Origin of the sequence: Streptomyces sp. NRRL S-337, from assembly GCF_000720175.1 — a bacterium.
GTDB classification, from domain to species: domain Bacteria; phylum Actinomycetota; class Actinomycetes; order Streptomycetales; family Streptomycetaceae; genus Streptomyces; species Streptomyces siderophoricus.
Map to the genome: position 1 here is coordinate 1 of NZ_JOIX01000006.1, position 16,577 is coordinate 16,577.

At 72.8% G+C, this 16,577-nt stretch carries 10 protein-coding genes; 9 read left to right on the forward strand and 1 reads right to left on the reverse strand.

The window, feature by feature from the left end; genetic code table 11:
• The first annotated feature begins 42 nt into the window (after window positions 1-42).
• The 4 genes from dapF to hflX all read left to right on the forward strand — a co-directional run bounded on the left by dapF (window position 43) and on the right by hflX (window position 6,754).
• Window positions 43-918, forward strand: coding sequence for a diaminopimelate epimerase (gene dapF, locus IG62_RS0107075; RefSeq protein WP_030798809.1), 876 nt, complete (start codon window positions 43-45; stop codon window positions 916-918).
• Between the two features lie 209 nt (window positions 919-1,127).
• Window positions 1,128-3,332 (forward strand): RelA/SpoT family protein, encoded by a 2,205-nt coding sequence (locus IG62_RS0107080; protein WP_030798811.1) that lies wholly within the window; start codon window positions 1,128-1,130, stop codon window positions 3,330-3,332.
• A 152-nt stretch (window positions 3,333-3,484) separates the two neighbouring features.
• Window positions 3,485-5,119 carry a M1 family metallopeptidase gene (locus IG62_RS0107085; RefSeq protein WP_030798813.1) on the forward strand — a complete coding sequence of 545 codons (1,635 nt, stop codon included), beginning with the start codon at window positions 3,485-3,487 and terminating at the stop codon, window positions 5,117-5,119.
• 147 nt (window positions 5,120-5,266) lie between these two features.
• Window positions 5,267-6,754: a GTPase HflX gene (gene hflX / locus IG62_RS0107090; protein ID WP_030798815.1), complete on the forward strand. Its 1,488-nt coding sequence runs from the start codon at window positions 5,267-5,269 to the stop codon at window positions 6,752-6,754.
• 115 nt (window positions 6,755-6,869) lie between these two features.
• On the opposite strand, the gene IG62_RS0107095 is transcribed toward hflX, so the two are convergent.
• Window positions 6,870-8,057 carry a trypsin-like serine peptidase gene (locus IG62_RS0107095; RefSeq protein WP_030798817.1) on the reverse strand — a complete coding sequence of 396 codons (1,188 nt, stop codon included), beginning with the start codon at window positions 8,055-8,057 and terminating at the stop codon, window positions 6,870-6,872.
• Window positions 8,058-8,334: 277 nt separating this feature from the next.
• Here IG62_RS0107095 and IG62_RS0107100 point away from each other — a divergent pair, with 277 nt between their 5' ends.
• From IG62_RS0107100 to IG62_RS0107120, 5 genes are all read left to right on the forward strand, one after another.
• Window positions 8,335-9,714, forward strand: coding sequence for a diaminobutyrate--2-oxoglutarate transaminase family protein (locus tag IG62_RS0107100; RefSeq protein WP_030798818.1), 1,380 nt, complete (start codon window positions 8,335-8,337; stop codon window positions 9,712-9,714).
• An 11-nt stretch (window positions 9,715-9,725) separates the two neighbouring features.
• A complete protein-coding gene (locus IG62_RS0107105; protein ID WP_030798820.1) occupies window positions 9,726-11,750 on the forward strand; it encodes an IucA/IucC family protein in 2,025 nt (674 codons plus the stop codon).
• A gap of 105 nt (window positions 11,751-11,855) precedes the next feature.
• Window positions 11,856-12,545: a GNAT family N-acetyltransferase gene (locus IG62_RS0107110; RefSeq protein WP_030798822.1), complete on the forward strand. Its 690-nt coding sequence runs from the start codon at window positions 11,856-11,858 to the stop codon at window positions 12,543-12,545.
• A gap of 105 nt (window positions 12,546-12,650) precedes the next feature.
• Window positions 12,651-14,417 carry an IucA/IucC family protein gene (locus tag IG62_RS0107115; protein ID WP_030798824.1) on the forward strand — a complete coding sequence of 589 codons (1,767 nt, stop codon included), beginning with the start codon at window positions 12,651-12,653 and terminating at the stop codon, window positions 14,415-14,417.
• Window positions 14,418-14,458: 41 nt separating this feature from the next.
• The gene (locus IG62_RS0107120; RefSeq protein WP_030798826.1) at window positions 14,459-16,441 is read left to right on the forward strand and encodes an ATP-dependent DNA helicase; all 1,983 of its coding nucleotides are present in this window, start codon (window positions 14,459-14,461) and stop codon (window positions 16,439-16,441) included.
• Window positions 16,442-16,577 lie beyond the last annotated feature (136 nt).

Here is a 16,577-nt window from a genome sequence, read left to right on the forward strand (position 1 = left end):
AGATGTGTATAAGAGACAGCCCCCGCCCCGTACGATGCAAGGGTGACCAGTACGCAGCGGTTGCCCTTCCTCAAGGGGCACGGCACCGAGAACGACTTCGTGATCGTCCCCGACCCGGACGGTCTGCTCGACCTTCCCGCGGCCGCGGTCGCCCGGATCTGCGACCGGCGGGCCGGCCTCGGCGGTGACGGCGTGCTGCGCGTCGTACGGTCCGCCGCGCACCCGGAGGCGCGCGATCAGGCCGACGAGGCCGAGTGGTTCATGGACTACCGCAACGGCGACGGCTCGATCGCCGAGATGTGCGGCAACGGCACCCGGGTCTTCGCGCGCTACCTGCTGCACGCCGGTCTGGTCGAGGCCGGAGACCTCGCCATCGCCACCCGCGCCGGCGTGCGCCGCGTCCATCTCGCCAAGACCGGCGACGTCACGGTCGCCATGGGCCGCGCCGAGCTGCCCGAGGACGGCGTCGTGGTCACGCTCGGCGGCCGCAGCTGGCCGGCCCGCAACGTCAACATGGGCAATCCGCACGCGGTCGCGTTCGTCGAGGACCTGGCCCACGCCGGGGACCTGCTGGCCGTACCGCCGTTCAGCCCCGCGGCGGTTTATCTCGACGGCGTCAACATCGAGTTCGTGGTCGACCGCGGACCTGGGCACGTGGCGATGCGGGTCCACGAGCGCGGCTCGGGCGAGACCCGGTCCTGCGGCACCGGCGCCTGCGCGGTGGCCGTCGCGGCCGCCCGGAGGGACGGTCTGGACCCGGCGGTGACCGGAAGCCCCGTCACGTACACGGTCGATGTGCTCGGCGGCAGCCTGAAGATCACCGAGCTGCCCGACGGCACGGTCGAGATGACCGGGCCGGCCGAGATCGTCGCCGAGGGCACCTTCGACCCCTCCTGGCTGACCGCCGCGCTCGCCTGACCGGCCCACCGCAGGGAGGCCGGGCGGGGACACTCCCCGGTCGCCCCGCAGAAACGGTTCAGGCCAAAAGATTCGCTCGAACGGGTGATCCGTATCACTCTGAGCGAGAGGTGGACAGCGCTGCGTGATGGGCTCGATAGCATCAAGCACCGGCCCGGGACACCGGAACTGACGCGTCCCACCGCCGGTCGACGCTGCCGGAGGTGCCCATGAGCGCAGAGGCCACTAACCCTGGTAACCCTGGAGCAGCGGGCCGCGGGCGCGGCCGCCGCCGACTGGAGCTCAGAGGGCTGCGCCGCATCGGCCGCGCCGCACTGCTCGGCCCAGCCCCCCGTGACGGCCTCCCGCACGCCCTGGAGCACGTCGCCAAGGTGCACCGCCGTCACCACCCCGACGCCGCCCTGGACACCCTCGCCCAGGCCTATCTGCTCGCCGAGTCCTCGCACCGCGGCCAGCTGCGCAAAAGCGGTGAGCCGTACATCACCCACCCGTTGGCCGTGACCCTCATCCTCGCCGAACTCGGCGCCGAGACCACGACGTTGATCGCCTCGCTGCTCCACGACACCGTCGAGGACACCGATCTGACGCTGGATCAGGTACGTGAGCGGTTCGGCGCCGAGGTGGGCTATCTCGTCGACGGCGTGACCAAGTTGGAGAAGGTCGACTACGGCGCCGCCGCCGAGCCGGAGACCTTCCGCAAGATGCTGGTGGCGACCGGCAACGACGTCCGGGTGATGTCCATCAAGCTCGCCGACCGGCTGCACAACATGCGCACCCTCGGCGTGATGCGGCCCGAGAAGCAGGCCCGGATCGCCAAGGTGACCCGCGACGTGCTGATTCCGCTGGCCGAACGCCTCGGCGTCCAGGCGCTGAAGGCCGAGCTGGAGGACCTGGTCTTCGCGATCCTGCACCCCGAGGAGTACGCCACCACACAGGCCCTCGTCCTGGAGTACGCCGGCCGGCCCGACCCGCTCGCCGACACCGCGGAGCGGATGCGCACGGTCCTGGCCGAGGCCGGTATCGACGCCGAAGTCCTCGTCCGGCCGCGGCACCTGGTCTCCGTGCACCGCGTACGGCTGGCCCGCCGCGAGCTGACCGGCGCCGACCTGGGGCGGCTGCTGGTGCTGGTGGCCGAGGACGCCGACTGCTACGCCGTCCTCGGTGAGCTGCACACCTGCTTCACGCCGGTGGTCTCCGAGTTCAAGGACTTCATCGCGACGCCGAAGTTCAACCTCTACCAGTCGCTGCACACCGCCGTCACCGGCCCCTCAGGGGAGATCGCCGAGACCCTGATCCGCACCCACCAGATGCACCGGGTCGCCGAGGCCGGGGTGATCGCGCTGGGCAATCCGTACGCACCCACGGACGGGTCCGACGCCCCCGAGGGCGAGCGGGCCGACCCGACCCGCCCCGGGTGGCTCTCCCGTCTGCTGGAGTGGCAGCGCACCACCCCCGACCCGGACACCTTCTGGACCTCGCTGCGCGACGATCTCGCCCAGGACCGCGAGATCACGGTCTTCTGCGCGGACGCGCCCTCGGACGGGTCGGACGCCACGGACGGGGCGGCCGGCGAGGCCATCGGCCTGCCCGCCGGCGCCAGTTGTGTGGACGCGGCGTACGAGCGGCACGGCGAGCGGGCGCACTGCTGTATCGGCGCGCGCGTCAACGGCCGGCTCGCCACCCTCGCCACCGTCCTGCACGACGGCGACAGCCTGCAGCTCCTGATGGCCCCGGACTCCGCCGCCGGCCCCTCGCCGGAATGGCTCGACCACGCCCGTACGCCCGCCGCGCGGCTCGCCATCGCCCGCTGGCTGTCCGGGGCCCAGGAGCCCGCCGTCGGGCCGCAGGGGCCCGCCGAGCCCCCTTCCGGTCCCTCGCCCGCCGGCCGGCCCGCCCCGGACGGCGAGCCCCCCGCGGCGGCCCGCGCCACGCCCGGTTCGGTCCTCGCGGTCGCGGACCTGCCCGGCGCCGCGGTCCGGCTGGCCGGCTGCTGCACACCGGTACCGCCGGACACCGTCACCGGCTTCGCGGTACGGGGCGGCGCGGTCACCGTGCACCGCGCCCTGTGCCCCGTCGTGGCCCGTATGGCGGCCACCGGACGGCAGCCGGTCGGGGTGCGCTGGCGGGGCGCGGGCCAGGGCGCCCACGGCTGCCGGGTCACCCTCATGGCCGAGGCCTTCAGCCGGCCGCACCTCTTGGCCGACCTCACCGAGGTGATCGCCGCCCAGGGCGCCGCCGTGGTGTCCGCCGCCGTCGAACCCCCGCACGAACAGCGCGTGCGCCACACCTACACGCTGCACCTGCCGAACGCCGCCGGGCTGCCCTCCCTGATGCGCGCCATGCGGCAAGTGCCCGGCGTCTTCGACGTGTTGCGCGCCGGGCGGGTCCGGCAGACCGCCGCGATGCGCCCCTGAGGCCGGACCGGACACGGGTGGTGACGGCCCGTCGGACGGCTGCGGGCCGTCCGGAGGACGCCCTCCGGGACAGACGCACGGAGCACCGCCCGTTCGGGTGCCGTTTGACGGCTCGCCCACCGCGGAGGCGGCCGCGTTGGTAGCCGTAGTTCATGTCCCTTCGCTCACGCCGACCGTCCCGCGACCCCGACCGCACCGTCCCCGCGCCGCGCGGTGCCCGAACCGGCCGGCTCCGGCGCTCCGGTCGCCGGGCCGCCGCACTCGGGCTGGCCGCCGTCGCCACCCTCGGCGTGGCCGAGCCGCAGCCCCTGGGGGCCCAGGGCCTGGGCGACCGGCTCTTCCCCACGCTCGGCAACACCGGCTACGACGTCACGTCCTACGACGTCTCCCTGGACTACTCCGGCCACAACGACCGGCCGATGAACGCCACCACGGAGATCACCGCGCAGGCCACCACCGAGCTCGACCGGCTCAACCTCGACTTCGCCCGCGGCACGGTGCGCTCCGTGAAGGTCGGCGGTCTGCCCGCCCGGTACGAGCAGCACGGCGAGGACCTGGTGGTCGTCCCCCCGTTCCACATCTCCCGGGGACAGCAGGTCAAGATCTCCGTCCAGCACACCAGCGACCCCCGCGGCAAGACCGACGGCGGCTGGATCCGCACCACCGACGGGCTGGCCATGGCCAACCAGGCCGACGCCGCCCACCGCGTCTTCCCCTGCAACGACCACCCCTCCGACAAGGCGCTCTTCACCTTCCGCATCACCGCCCCCCAGGAGCTGACCGCGGTCGCCAACGGCCTGCCCCTGGGGGCAGGCGGCACCCGCGCGGCACGCCGTACCTGGACCTATCGCACCGCCCACCCCATGGCCACCGAACTCGCCCAGGTCTCCATCGGGAAGTCCAGCGTGCTGTTCAAACACGGACCGCACGACCTGCCGATCCGCGACGTGGTCCCGACCGCGAACCGCGCGGTGCTCGCCAAATGGCTGGCCAAGACGCCGGAGCAGGTCGCCTGGATGGAGCGCAAGGTCGGCCCCTACCCCTTCGAGGCGTACGGGGTGCTGATCGCCAACGCCCACACCGGCTTCGAGCTGGAGACCCAGACCCTCTCGCTCTTCGAGAAGGACCTGTTCACGACCGAGCACCTGCCCGCCTGGTACGTGGAGTCCGTGATGGTGCACGAACTGTCGCACCAGTGGTTCGGCGACAGCGTCAGCCCGCGCCGCTGGTCCGACGTCTGGCTCAACGAGGCCCACGCCACCTGGTACGAGGCGCTCTACGCCGAGGAGAAGGGCGACCGCCGGGCCGACCTGGAGACCCGGATGCACCGGGCGTACCAGCAGTCCGACGGATGGCGGGCCGAGGGCGGGCCGCCCGCCGCGCCCAAGGCCCCCAGCCCCGGCCAGAAGATCAGCATCTTCCGCCCCATCGTCTACGACGGTGGCGCCCTGGTCCTCTACGCCCTCCGGCAGAAGATCGGCCCGGCGGCCTTCGACCGGCTCGAACGCGAATGGGTGGCCCACCACAAGGACGGCGTGGCCGACTCGGCCGACTTCACCGCACTGGCCTCCAAGATCTCCGGGCAGGACCTCACCAGCTTCTTCCAGGAGTGGCTCTACGGCGCGCACACCCCGCCGATGCCCGGCCACCCGGCGTGGCGGCCCGGTGCGGCCGGCGATCTGGGCAAGCCGGCGCAGCCCGGGCAGCCCGCGAAGGGCGGACAGCCCGGCAAGACCGGACAGCCGGTGAAGCTCGCCGGAAAGCTTTCCCCCGGAAAACCCGCGTGACCGCCCTCCCCGGCCGTGGGACCATCATCAGGTCGGCGCCGGCGGCCCGGGAATCTCCGGGGCGTGTCGTACGTTGACACCTACGACAGTCCCGGTGGGGCCATGCATCCGGTCCCATGAGGGCTTCCCAACGACGCAAAGGATCAAATGACCTCCTCTTCTTCCCTTCCGCAGGACCGGCAGCGCCTCCCGGAGAGCCTTCGGGCCGACGCCCTGATGGAAGAGGACGTCGCCTGGAGCCACGAGATCGACGGGGAGCGCGACGGCGACCAGTACGACCGGTCGGACCGCGCGGCGCTGCGGCGCGTGGCGGGCCTCTCCACCGAGCTCGAAGACATCACCGAGGTCGAGTACCGCCAGCTCCGACTGGAGCGCGTGGTGCTCGTCGGTGTCTGGACCTCCGGCACGGTGCAGGACGCGGAGAACTCCCTCGCCGAGCTCGCCGCGCTGGCCGAGACGGCCGGTGCGCTGGTGCTCGACGGCGTCGTCCAGCGCCGCGACAAGCCCGACCCGGCCACGTACATCGGCTCGGGCAAGGCCCTGGAGCTGCGCGACATCGTGCTCGAATCCGGGGCCGACACCGTGGTGTGTGACGGTGAGCTCTCCCCGGGCCAGCTGATTCACCTCGAGGACGTCGTCAAGGTCAAGGTGGTCGACCGGACCGCCCTGATCCTCGACATCTTCGCCCAGCACGCCAAGTCCCGGGAGGGCAAGGCGCAGGTCTCGCTGGCCCAGATGCAGTACATGCTCCCCCGGCTGCGCGGCTGGGGTCAGTCGCTGTCCCGGCAGATGGGTGGCGGTGGCTCCGGTTCCACCGGCGGCGGTATGGCCACCCGTGGTCCCGGTGAGACCAAGATCGAAACGGACCGGCGGCGGATCCGCGAGCGGATGGCGAAGCTGCGCCGGGAGATCGCGGAGATGAAGACCGGCCGGGACACCAAGCGCCAGGAACGCCGGCGTCACCAGGTCCCCTCGGTCGCCATCGCCGGCTACACCAACGCCGGCAAGTCCTCCCTGCTCAACCGCCTCACCGGCGCCGGTGTGCTGGTGGAGAACGCCCTGTTCGCCACCCTGGACCCGACCGTCCGGCGGGCCGAGACGCCCAGCGGACGGCTCTACACCCTCGCCGACACCGTCGGCTTCGTCCGGCACCTGCCGCACCACCTCGTCGAGGCGTTCCGCTCCACGATGGAGGAGGTCGGCGACTCCGACCTGATCCTCCACGTGGTCGACGGCTCGCACCCGGTGCCCGAGGAGCAGCTGGCCGCCGTCCGCGAGGTGATCCGGGACGTCGGCGCCACGGACGTGCCCGAGATCGTGGTCGTCAACAAGGCCGACGCGGCCGATCCGCTGGTCCTCCAGCGGCTGCTGCGCCAGGAGAAGCACGCGATCGCGGTCTCGGCCCGTACCGGCCAGGGCCTCGCTGAGCTGCTGACCCTGCTCGACGAGGAGCTGCCCCGGCCGCGGGTCGAGATCGAGGTCCTGGTGCCCTACACCCAGGGCGCACTGGTCTCGCGGGCGCACGCCGAGGGCGAGGTCCTCTCCGAGGAGCACACCGCCGAGGGCACGGTCCTCAAGGCGCGGGTCCACGAAGCGCTGGCCGCCGAGTTCCGCCCGTTCGTGCCGGCGGCGTAAGGCCGCACATACGGCCCGCAGGTACACGCAAGGCCCGCTCCGGGAGACCGGAGCGGGCCTTCGCCGTGGTGGCGGCCCGGTGGGACGGTGCCGGGCACCGCCCCACCTCAGCGGACTACTGCTTGCTCGCCCACTTCTTGCTCATGTTGTCGAAGATGGCCTTGGCCTCCGGGCCCAGGTGCGGGCCGGCCGACCAGCGGGCCGGGCGCGGACCCATCGACATGTTGGACACCAGCACCGGCTTGCCGTCGGCGCCCTTGATGAACCAGGGGCCACCGGAGGAGCCACCGGTCATCGTGCAGCCGATCCGGTACATGGTCGGCTTGTTGGCGTCCATCGACAGCCGGGTCGGCTTGTCGGTGCAGCTCTGCTGCGCGGCACCGTCGAACGGCGGCTCGGCCGGGTAGCCCTGCGCGGTCAGGCTGGGGATCTTGGCCATCGCCGGGGCGTTGAAGTCGACCTGGTACGCGCCGCCGGCCATCTCCTCCAGCGACTTGCCGCCGGTGCTCTCCTCCGGCTTCACGTGCATCAGCGCGAAGTCGTACGGGGCCATCGGCACGCCCGGCACGGCGCCGCCGTCCTTGATCCACTCGCTGGACGTCGCCATGTCGTCCGCCCACCACTTGCCCGAGGGGACGCGCTCCTCGAAGGGCTTGTTCTTCAACTGGCCGGCGGTCCCACCGGTCTTGTTGAAGTTCGGCACGAACATCATGTTGCGGTACCAGCCGCCGTTCTTGCCGGCGTGCACACAGTGCGCCGCGGTCCACACCAGGTTGGACTTACCGGGGTGCGCCGGGTCCTTGACGACCGTGGCGGAGCAGCGCGACTCGCCCTCGGGCGTGCTGAACAGCAGCAGACCCACACCGGGAGCGGTGGCGGTGTACGGGGTCTTGACGGCCTGAGCGGGGACGGCGGCCGGCTCAGGATCCGTCTTGCCCTGGTCCTCCGAGATGTCCCCGGGCTTGCTGGGGTCCTTGGGCGGCTTGACCTTCTCGATCTTGTCGGGGTTCCAGAAGTTCTTGATGATCGGGTTGATGAACTCCCCGGCCTCCCGGAGCCACTTGTCCCGGTCCCAGTTCTTCCACTCGCCGTTCTTCCACTTGTCCAGGTCGATGCCGTGTTCCTTGAGCTTGTCCTGGATGTCCTTGGGGATCTTGATCGCACCCCCACCCGTGGTGTCTGCCGCGGACTGACTGGGCTTGGCGTCCGCGTTGTCGCTGTCCGGCCCGCAGCCGGTGGCGGTGAGCGCCACTACGGCGGTGAGGGCGGCGGCGGCCAGGACGGGCCGTCGTATGGGTCGCATGGGTGGGATCCCCCTGATGAATCGAATGGTGTGACATTGAGCGGAGTCGCTCCGGTTCCGGAAGTTGTCATGAACCCCAAGATCCGAGCGCAAGACCCCACTATGCCGGTGACGATGGGGACGGCGGTACTCGGGTCCCCGGTTCCAGCCCGTCAAGGATCTTGTTCCGGGCCGTGATCCGGCGTCGCCGCCGTCGTTGGTACGTACGGGGGACGGCCGGGCTGCCCGCCGGCCCGCTCGGTATGCAACAGCTCACCAAGCAGGAGGCACAACTGCCGTGGCGTTGACCGAAACCGTGCCGGCGGCCGCGCCGCCGGCCCACGAGGGGATCCTGCGTCGACAGTCCCTGCGTGAGTCCGCAGCCCGTACGTACGCGCGCTCGCTGCCCATCGTCCCGGTGCGCGCCCGCGGGCTGACCATCGAGGGCGCCGACGGCCGGCGCTACCTCGACTGCCTCTCCGGCGCCGGCACCCTTGCCCTCGGCCACAACCACCCCGTCGTGCTGGAAGCGATCCGCACGGTCCTCGACTCCGGCGCTCCGCTGCACGTCCTCGACCTGGCCACCCCCGTCAAGGACGACTTCACCACCGAGCTGTTCGCCACGCTGCCCAGGGAGTTGGCCGAAAGAGGGCGGATCCAGTTCTGCGGCCCGGCCGGTACGGACGCCGTCGAGGCGGCCTTCAAACTCGTCCGCACCGCGACGGGCAGGGACGGCCTGATGGCCTTCTCCGGTGCCTACCACGGCATGACCGCCGAGGCACTCGCCGCCTCCGGTGGAGCCCAGCACACCAGCGTCGCCCGGCTGCCCTACCCCTACGACTACCGCTGCCCCTTCGGCACCGGCGGTGAGCGCGGCGCCGAACTCGCCGCCCGCTGGACCCAGAACCTCCTCGACGACCACAAGAGCGGGGTGCCCCGGCCGGCCGGGATGATCCTCGAACCCGTCCAGGGCGAAGGCGGGGTGATCCCCGCCCCGGACGGCTGGCTGCGGCGGATGCGGGAGCTCACCGCTGCCCGGCAGATCCCGCTGATCGTGGACGAGGTCCAGACCGGCGTCGGCCGCACCGGCACCTTCTGGGCGATCGAGCACAGCGGCATCGTCCCCGACGTGCTCGTCCTGTCGAAGGCGATCGGCGGCAGCCTGCCGCTGGCCGTGATCGTCTACCGCGAGGAACTCGACGCCTGGCAGCCCGGAGCGCACGCCGGCACCTTCCGCGGCAACCAACTCGCCATGGCCGCGGGCCGCGCCACCCTCGCCCACGTCCGCGCCAACGGCCTCGCCGAACGCGCAGGGGTACTCGGCGCCCGGATGCTCGACCGGCTCCGCGCGCTGGCCGGCACCCACGACTGCATCGGCGACGTCCGCGGCCGCGGACTGATGCTCGGCCTCGAATTCGTCGACCCGGGCGCCGACCTCGACCCCGGAGGCGCCCGCCCTGCTGCCCCGCAACTCGCCGCCGCCGTCCAACGGGCCTGCCTGGACCGCGGCCTGATCGTCGAGCTGGGCGGCCGGCACTCCGCCGTCGTCCGGCTGCTGCCACCCCTGACCATCACCGACGAACAGGCGGACGCGATCCTCGACCGCCTCGCCGACGCCATCACGGCGGCGGTCCGCACCAACCCCGGGCCGACGGCCTCGTCCCCCACGACTCTGTGAGGCACCACCCCATGAACGAACGCCCCGGCTCCGACGGCACCCCGCCCGCCGAGCGCCTCCCCGACCGCCACCACGGCGCGGGCACCATCGAGTCCGTCCCCCGCCAGCAGCGGCGCGCCCCGGAGGACGCCTGCCACCAGCAGACCCCCGAGGGCCCGGACCGGGCAGCCGGCCCGCTCACCGCGCCCCCCGCCTACGACCGCGTCCCCGGCGAGCACGACCCGCTCGACCACCCCGACCCGGCGGTCGCCGCGGACGCCGCGGGCATCGAGCACCTGCTGCGCTGCTGGCTGCGGGAGAACGGCAGCCCGCGGCCGACCGGCGGCCGGCTCCGCCTCCCGCTGCCCGCCAGCGCCACCGCACTCCACATCCCCGTCCGCTACTGGTCGCCCACCGGCTGGCACCGCCTGGGCGCGCCCAGCCTCGAAGGCGCCCCGGCCGGCGCCGCCCCGCTGGACGCCGTCACCCTCGCCGCGCTGCTGCGCCGCGAGGCCGCGCACGGCGGTGACCGGCGGGCCTCGGACGGCGGCGAGCACCGCGTCGCCGACGGCGGGGAACAAACGGCCCCGGAGGGCGAACCGACACCGGACGGTGACGGCGCCGAACTCCTCGGCAGGGTCGCCAACTCCGTCCGGAACGTGGCCACCTTCCTCGCCGACCGGCGCGCCCGGCCCGCCGACGACCACGGCGCGCTCTTCCTCGAAGCCGAGCAGTCCCTGCTCCTCGGCCATCCGCTGCACCCCACCCCCAAGAGCCGGGAAGGGCTCAGTGACGCCGAGACCCGGGCCTATTCGCCCGAACTGCGCGGCGCCTTCCCGCTGCACTGGATCGCCGTGCACCGCTCCGCCGTCGCCGCCGACTCCGCCTGGACCGAACGCGGCAAGCCCGTCCCGGCGGAACGGCTCACCGCCCGCCTCGCCGGCGAGGGACTCCAACTCCCCGACGACACCGTGCCGTTGCCCCTGCACCCCTGGCAGGCCCGCGAGCTGGCCGGACGCCCCGACCTCACCGCCCTCCGCGACGCCGGACTGCTGCACGACCTGGGCCCGCACGGTCCGCTCTGGCACCCCACCTCCTCCGTCCGCACCGTCCACCGCCCCGACGCGGAGGCCATGCTCAAACTCTCCCTCGGGCTGCGGATCACCAACTCCCGCCGGGAGAACCTCCGCAAGGAACTGGTCCGCGGCGTCGAGGTGCACCGGCTGCTGCGCACCGGACTCGGCGAGCAGTGGCAGACCGCCCACCCCTGCTTCGACATCGTCCGCGACCCGGCCTACCTCGCCGTCGACGGCCCCGACGGGGAACCCGTCCAGGGCCTGGACGTCGTCATCCGCCACAACCCCTTCACCCGCACCGACGACGCCGTCTGCATCGCCGGTCTCACCTCGCCCCGCCCCTGGCCCGGCCACGCGGGCGTCCGCTCCCGCCTCGAAGACCTCGTCGGCACCCTCGCCGCCCGCACCGGACGCCCCACCGGTGCGGTGGCCACGGAGTGGTTCCTGCGCTACCTCGAAGCGGTCGTCCGGCCCCTGCTGTGGCTCGACGGCACGGCCGGGATCGTCCTGGAGGCCCACCAGCAGAACACCCTCGTGCTGCTGGACCCCGACGGCTGGCCGACCGGCGGCCGCTACCGCGACAACCAGGGCTACTACTTCCGCACCTCCCGCCGCGCCGGCCTCGAACGGCGGCTGCCCGGCATCGGCGTCGCGAGCGACACCTTCGTCGCCGACGACGTCATCGACGAACGCTTCGCCTACTACCTGGGCATCAACAACGTCCTCGGCCTCATCGGGGCCTTCGGGTCCCAGCGCCTGGTCCGCGAGGAGATCCTGCTCGCCGCCTTCCGGAGGTTCCTCGCCGACGCCGCCGCGGCCCCCGAAGGGCACCGCTCCCCGCTCCCCGAGCAACTGCTGGCCGCCCGCACCCTGCGCTGCAAGGCCAACCTCGCGACCCGGCTGCACGGCCTGGACGAACTCGTCGGTCCCGTCGAAACCCAGTCCGTCTACGTCACCCTGCCCAACCCCCTCGTTCCCTAGGACGCCGGTCCGTCCGACCCCAGCCTCCCGCCCCCCGTCCCCGGCGCCGACGCCCCGCGACCCACAAGGCCACGCGGCATCCGGCCACGAGAGGAGAGCGCCGCCGTGCCATCCACCGATTCCGGCATCGACTCCAGCGCCGACCAGGCCGCCCACCACCCGCTCATGGCAGCACGCACCACCCGGGGCACCGGCGGCCCCGGGCGGCCGCCGTCCCCCGCCGGCCCGCTCCTCGACGACCTGGCGGCCTGGGGAGCGGCCCGCACGCCCGCCGGGCCGTTCCAGCTCGTGCCCGTCCAGCCCGCCCGCGACCTGGAGCGGATCACCGCCTGGATGAACGATCCGGCCGTCTCGGCCTTCTGGGAGCTGGCCGGGCCGCCGGAGACCACCGCCGCCCACCTGCGCAGCCAGCTCGACGGGGACGGCCGGAGCGTGCCCTGCCTGGGCGTGCTCGACGGCGTCCCGATGAGCTACTGGGAGATCTACCGCGCCGATCTCGACATGCTCGCGCGCTACTACCCGGCGCGCCCCCACGACACCGGGATCCACCTCCTCCTCGGACGCGCCCACGACCGCGGCCGCGGCCTGGGCAGCACCCTGCTGCGCGCCACCGCCGACCTCGTGCTCGACCGCCGACCGGACTGCGCCCGGGTCCTCGCCGAGCCCGACCTGCGCAACACCGCGTCCGTCGCGGCCTTCCTGACCGCCGGCTTCCGCTACGCCGACGAGCTCGAACTCCCCGAAAAACGCGCGGCGTTGATGGTCCGCGATCGCGCCCACCGCCACCTGCTCTGACCCCGGGGCCGTCCGTCGACGGCCCCGCTCCGGTCCGTCGTCCACCCCGCCGCTCCGGTTGTCCCCCGTACGAGCCGGGGCGGTCCCGCTTCGAGGAGTCCCGCCTTGCCTCCTGAGCCCCAGCCTTCGCAGCACGCCTGGCAGCACGCCGCCCGCCGGCTCTTCGCCAAGATCCTGGCGGAATTCGCCTACGAGGAAGTCCTCGCGCCCGAGCCCGACGGCACCGGCCCGGACGGCGTCCCCCGCTACCGCCTGCCGGTCTCCGACGGACCGACCTACCGCTTCCGGGCCCGCCGCGGCGCCTACGGCCACTGGCGCGTCGACCCCGCCTCGATCACCCCCGACGCCGACCCCTTCCACTTCCTCGCCCACGCCCATGACACCGTCCTGGGCCTGTCCGGCGACACCACCGGCCACCTCATCCGGGAGCTGACCGCCACCCTGGCCGCCGACACCCGGCTCGACGCCACCGCCCTCAGCGCCGCCGACCTCGCCGACCTGGACTACGCCGCCCTCGAAGGCCACCAGACCGGCCACCCCTGGCTCGTCGCCAACAAGGGCCGGCTCGGCTTCTCGGCCACCGACGCGGCGACCTTCGCCCCCGAAGCGCGCACCGCCCGGCGGCTGCCCTGGCTCGCCGCGCACCACGGCATCGCCCACTACCGCGGTATCCCCACGCTGGCCACCCCCGACCGTCTCTACGGCGAGGAACTCACCCCCGCCACCCGTCACACCTTCGCCCGCGCCATCGCCGACGAGGGCCGCGACCCCGCCGACTACCTCTTCCTCCCCGTACACCCCTGGCAGTGGGACGAGACCATCGCCCCGCTCTTCGCCCCGCAACTCGCGGACAGATCCATCATCGCGCTGCCCACTGACAACGACCTCCGGCTGCCGCAGCAGTCGATCCGCACCTTCCTCAACGTCAGCCGGCCCGAGGCCCGAACGGTCAAACTGCCGCTCTCCATCCTCAACACCCTCGTCTGGCGCGGACTGCCCACCGAGCGCACCCTCGCCGCGCCCGCGGTCACCCGCTGGGTCCACGGCCTGCGCGACGCCGACCCCTACCTCCGCGACGAGACCCGGGTGATCCTCCTCGGCGAGATCGCCTCGGTCACCGTCGAGCACCCTCTCTACGACCGGCTGCCCGGCGTCCCGTACCAGTTCAAGGAGCTGCTCGGCTGCATCTGGCGGGAGCCGCTGCACGGCTGCCTCGACCCCGGCGAACGGGGCCGCACGCTGGCCTCGCTGCTGCAGACCGACCCACAGGGCCGCGCACTGACCGCCGAGCTGGTGCACCGCTCCGGCCTGGCCCCGCGCGTCTGGCTGGCCCGGCTCTTCGCCGCTCTGCTCCCCCCGCTGCTGCACTTCCTCTACCAGTACGGCACGGTCTTCTCCCCCCACGGCGAGAACGCCATCGTGATCTTCGACGAGCACGACGTCCCCACCCGCCTCGCGGTCAAGGACTTCGTCGACGACGTCAACACCAGTGCCCAGCCGCTGCCGGAGCACGACTCCATGCCGGAGGACGTGCGCGCGGTCCTGCTCACCGAACCGCCCGCGTTCCTCACCCAGTTCATCCACTCCGGCCTGTTCGTCGGCGTCTTCCGCTACCTCGCCCCGTTGTGCGCCGACCAACTCGGCGTTGCCGAAGAGGAGTTCTGGTCACTCGTACGGGCGGAGATCCTCCGCCACCACGAGCGCTTCCCCGGGCTGAAGGAGCGGTACGAGACGTTCGACCTGCTCACCCCGCGGATCGAGCGGCTGTGCCTGAACCGCAACCGTCTGCATGTGGACGGCTACCGGGACCGCCGCGAGCGCCCGCACGCCGCGGTGCACGGCACCGTCCCCAACCCCCTCCACCATCCGTGACCCGGCACGGTGTCAGTGGTCCCGCGTAGGCTTGCAGCGCTATGACGAAGCCCTCCCTCCCCGATCTGCTCCACGCCGCCGTCACCGCCGTCGGCGGCACAGAGCGCCCCGGCCAGGTGGCGATGGCCGAGGCCGTCGCCGAGGCCGTGGACGACAGCGCCCACCTACTGGTCCAGGCCGGCACCGGCACCGGAAAGTCCCTCGGCTATCTGGTGCCGGCGCTCGCCCACGGCGAGAGAGTGGTCGTCGCCACGGCCACCCTCGCGCTCCAGCGCCAGCTGGTGGAGCGTGATCTTCCGCGCACGGTCGACGCGCTGCACCCGCTGCTGCGCCGCCGCCCCGAGTTCGCCATGCTCAAGGGCCGCTCGAACTACCTGTGCCTGCACCGCCTCCACGAGGGCGTCCCGCAGGAAGAGGAGGACGGCCTCTTCGACGTCTTCGAGCAGGCCACCCCCACCAGCAAGCTCGGCAAGGACCTGCTCCGGCTGCGGGACTGGGCGGACGAGACCGAGACCGGCGACCGCGACGCCCTCACCCCCGGCGTCTCGGACCGCGCCTGGGGTCAGGTCTCGGTCTCCTCCCGGGAGTGCCTGGGTGCCTCGAAGTGCGCGTACGGCGCGGAGTGCTTCGCCGAGGCCGCCCGGGAGCGCGCCAAGCTGGCCGACGTGGTCGTCACCAACCACGCGCTGCTGGCCATCGACGCGATCGAGGGCGCCCCGGTCCTCCCGCAGCACGAGGTCCTGATCATCGACGAGGCCCATGAGCTGGTCTCCCGGGTCACCGGCGTCGCCACCGGCGAGCTCACCCCCGGCCAGGTCAACCGCGCCGTCCGCCGGGCCGCCAAGCTCGTCAACGAAAAGGCCGCCGACCAGCTGCAGACCGCTTCCGAGACCTTCGAGCGCCTGATGGAGCTGGCCCTGCCGGGCCGCCTGGAGAAGATCCCCGAGGACCTGGGCTACTGCCTCATGGCGCTGCGCGACGCGGCCCGTACGGTCATCTCGGCGCTCGGCTCGACCCGCGACAAATCGGTGCAGGACGAGGACGCCGTCCGCAAGCAGGCGCTCGCGTCGGTGGAGAACGTCCACGCCGTCGCCGAGCGCATCGCCAACGGCTCCGAATACGACGTGGTCTGGTACGAACGCCACGACCGCTTCGGCGCGTCCCTGCGGGTGGCGCCGCTGTCCGTCTCGGGGCTGCTGCGCGAGAAGCTCTTCGCGGACCGTTCGGTGGTCCTCACCTCCGCCACGCTCAAACTGGGCGGTGACTTCAACGGCGTCGCGGCCTCCCTGGGACTCTCCCCGGAGGGCACCCAGCGCGAGGACGCACCCCCGTGGAAGGGCCTCGACGTCGGCTCGCCCTTCGACTACTCGAAGCAGGGCATCCTCTACGTCGCCAAGCACCTCTCCCAGCCCGGCCGGGAGGGCAGCCGCGGCGACATGCTCGACGAGCTGGCCGAGCTGATCGAGGCCGCCGGCGGGCGCACCCTGGGCCTGTTCTCGTCCATGCGCGCCGCCCAGGCCGCCGCCGAGGAGCTGCGCGGCCGGCTGGACGTGCCGATCCTGCTCCAGGGTGAGGAGACCCTCGGCGAGCTGATCCGGAACTTCGCCGCCGACGCCCGGACCTGCTTGTTCGGCACGCTCTCCCTCTGGCAGGGCGTCGACGTACCGGGGGCGAACTGCCAGCTGGTGGTGATGGATCGGGTGCCGTTCCCGCGTCCGGACGATCCGCTGATGAGCGCCAGGCAGAAGGCGGTCGAGGAGGCCGGCGGCAACGGCTTCATGGCCGTGGCGGCCACCCATGCCGCGTTGCTGATGGCCCAGGGCGCCGGTCGCCTGGTCCGTGCCACGGGGGACCGCGGAGTGGTGGCCGTCCTGGACCCGCGGGTCGAGCGGGCCCGCTACGGCTCGTTCCTGCGCGCCTCGATGCCCGACTTCTGGTACACCACCGACCGCAACCAGGTCCGCCGCTCCCTGGCGGCCATCGACGCGGCCGCCAAGGCGGCGGAAGAGAAGCCGGAGCAGTAGCACGAGCCAGGGGTCGCGGAGGGCGCAGAGGGCAGAGCCCTGCTGTGGGTACCGGCACACATGGCCCGGCTTGGGGCCCGCTACGCAAGCAGGGCTCCGGGACCGGCGCAGTGGTCCCGGAGCCCGGTCGTGAGGG

Excerpts from the sequence above, each read along its gene's own strand:
- IG62_RS0107080 (WP_030798811.1), top strand. The coding sequence starts at position 1,128 with ATGAGCGCAGAGGCCACTAACCCTGGTAACCCTGGAGCAGCGGGCCGC.
- IG62_RS0107085 (WP_030798813.1), top strand. The coding sequence starts at position 3,485 with ATGTCCCTTCGCTCACGCCGACCGTCCCGCGACCCCGACCGCACCGTC.
- hflX (WP_030798815.1), top strand. The coding sequence starts at position 5,267 with ATGACCTCCTCTTCTTCCCTTCCGCAGGACCGGCAGCGCCTCCCGGAG.
- IG62_RS0107095 (WP_030798817.1), bottom strand. The coding sequence starts at position 8,057 with ATGCGACCCATACGACGGCCCGTCCTGGCCGCCGCCGCCCTCACCGCC.
- IG62_RS0107105 (WP_030798820.1), top strand. The coding sequence starts at position 9,726 with ATGAACGAACGCCCCGGCTCCGACGGCACCCCGCCCGCCGAGCGCCTC.
- IG62_RS0107120 (WP_030798826.1), top strand. The coding sequence starts at position 14,459 with ATGACGAAGCCCTCCCTCCCCGATCTGCTCCACGCCGCCGTCACCGCC.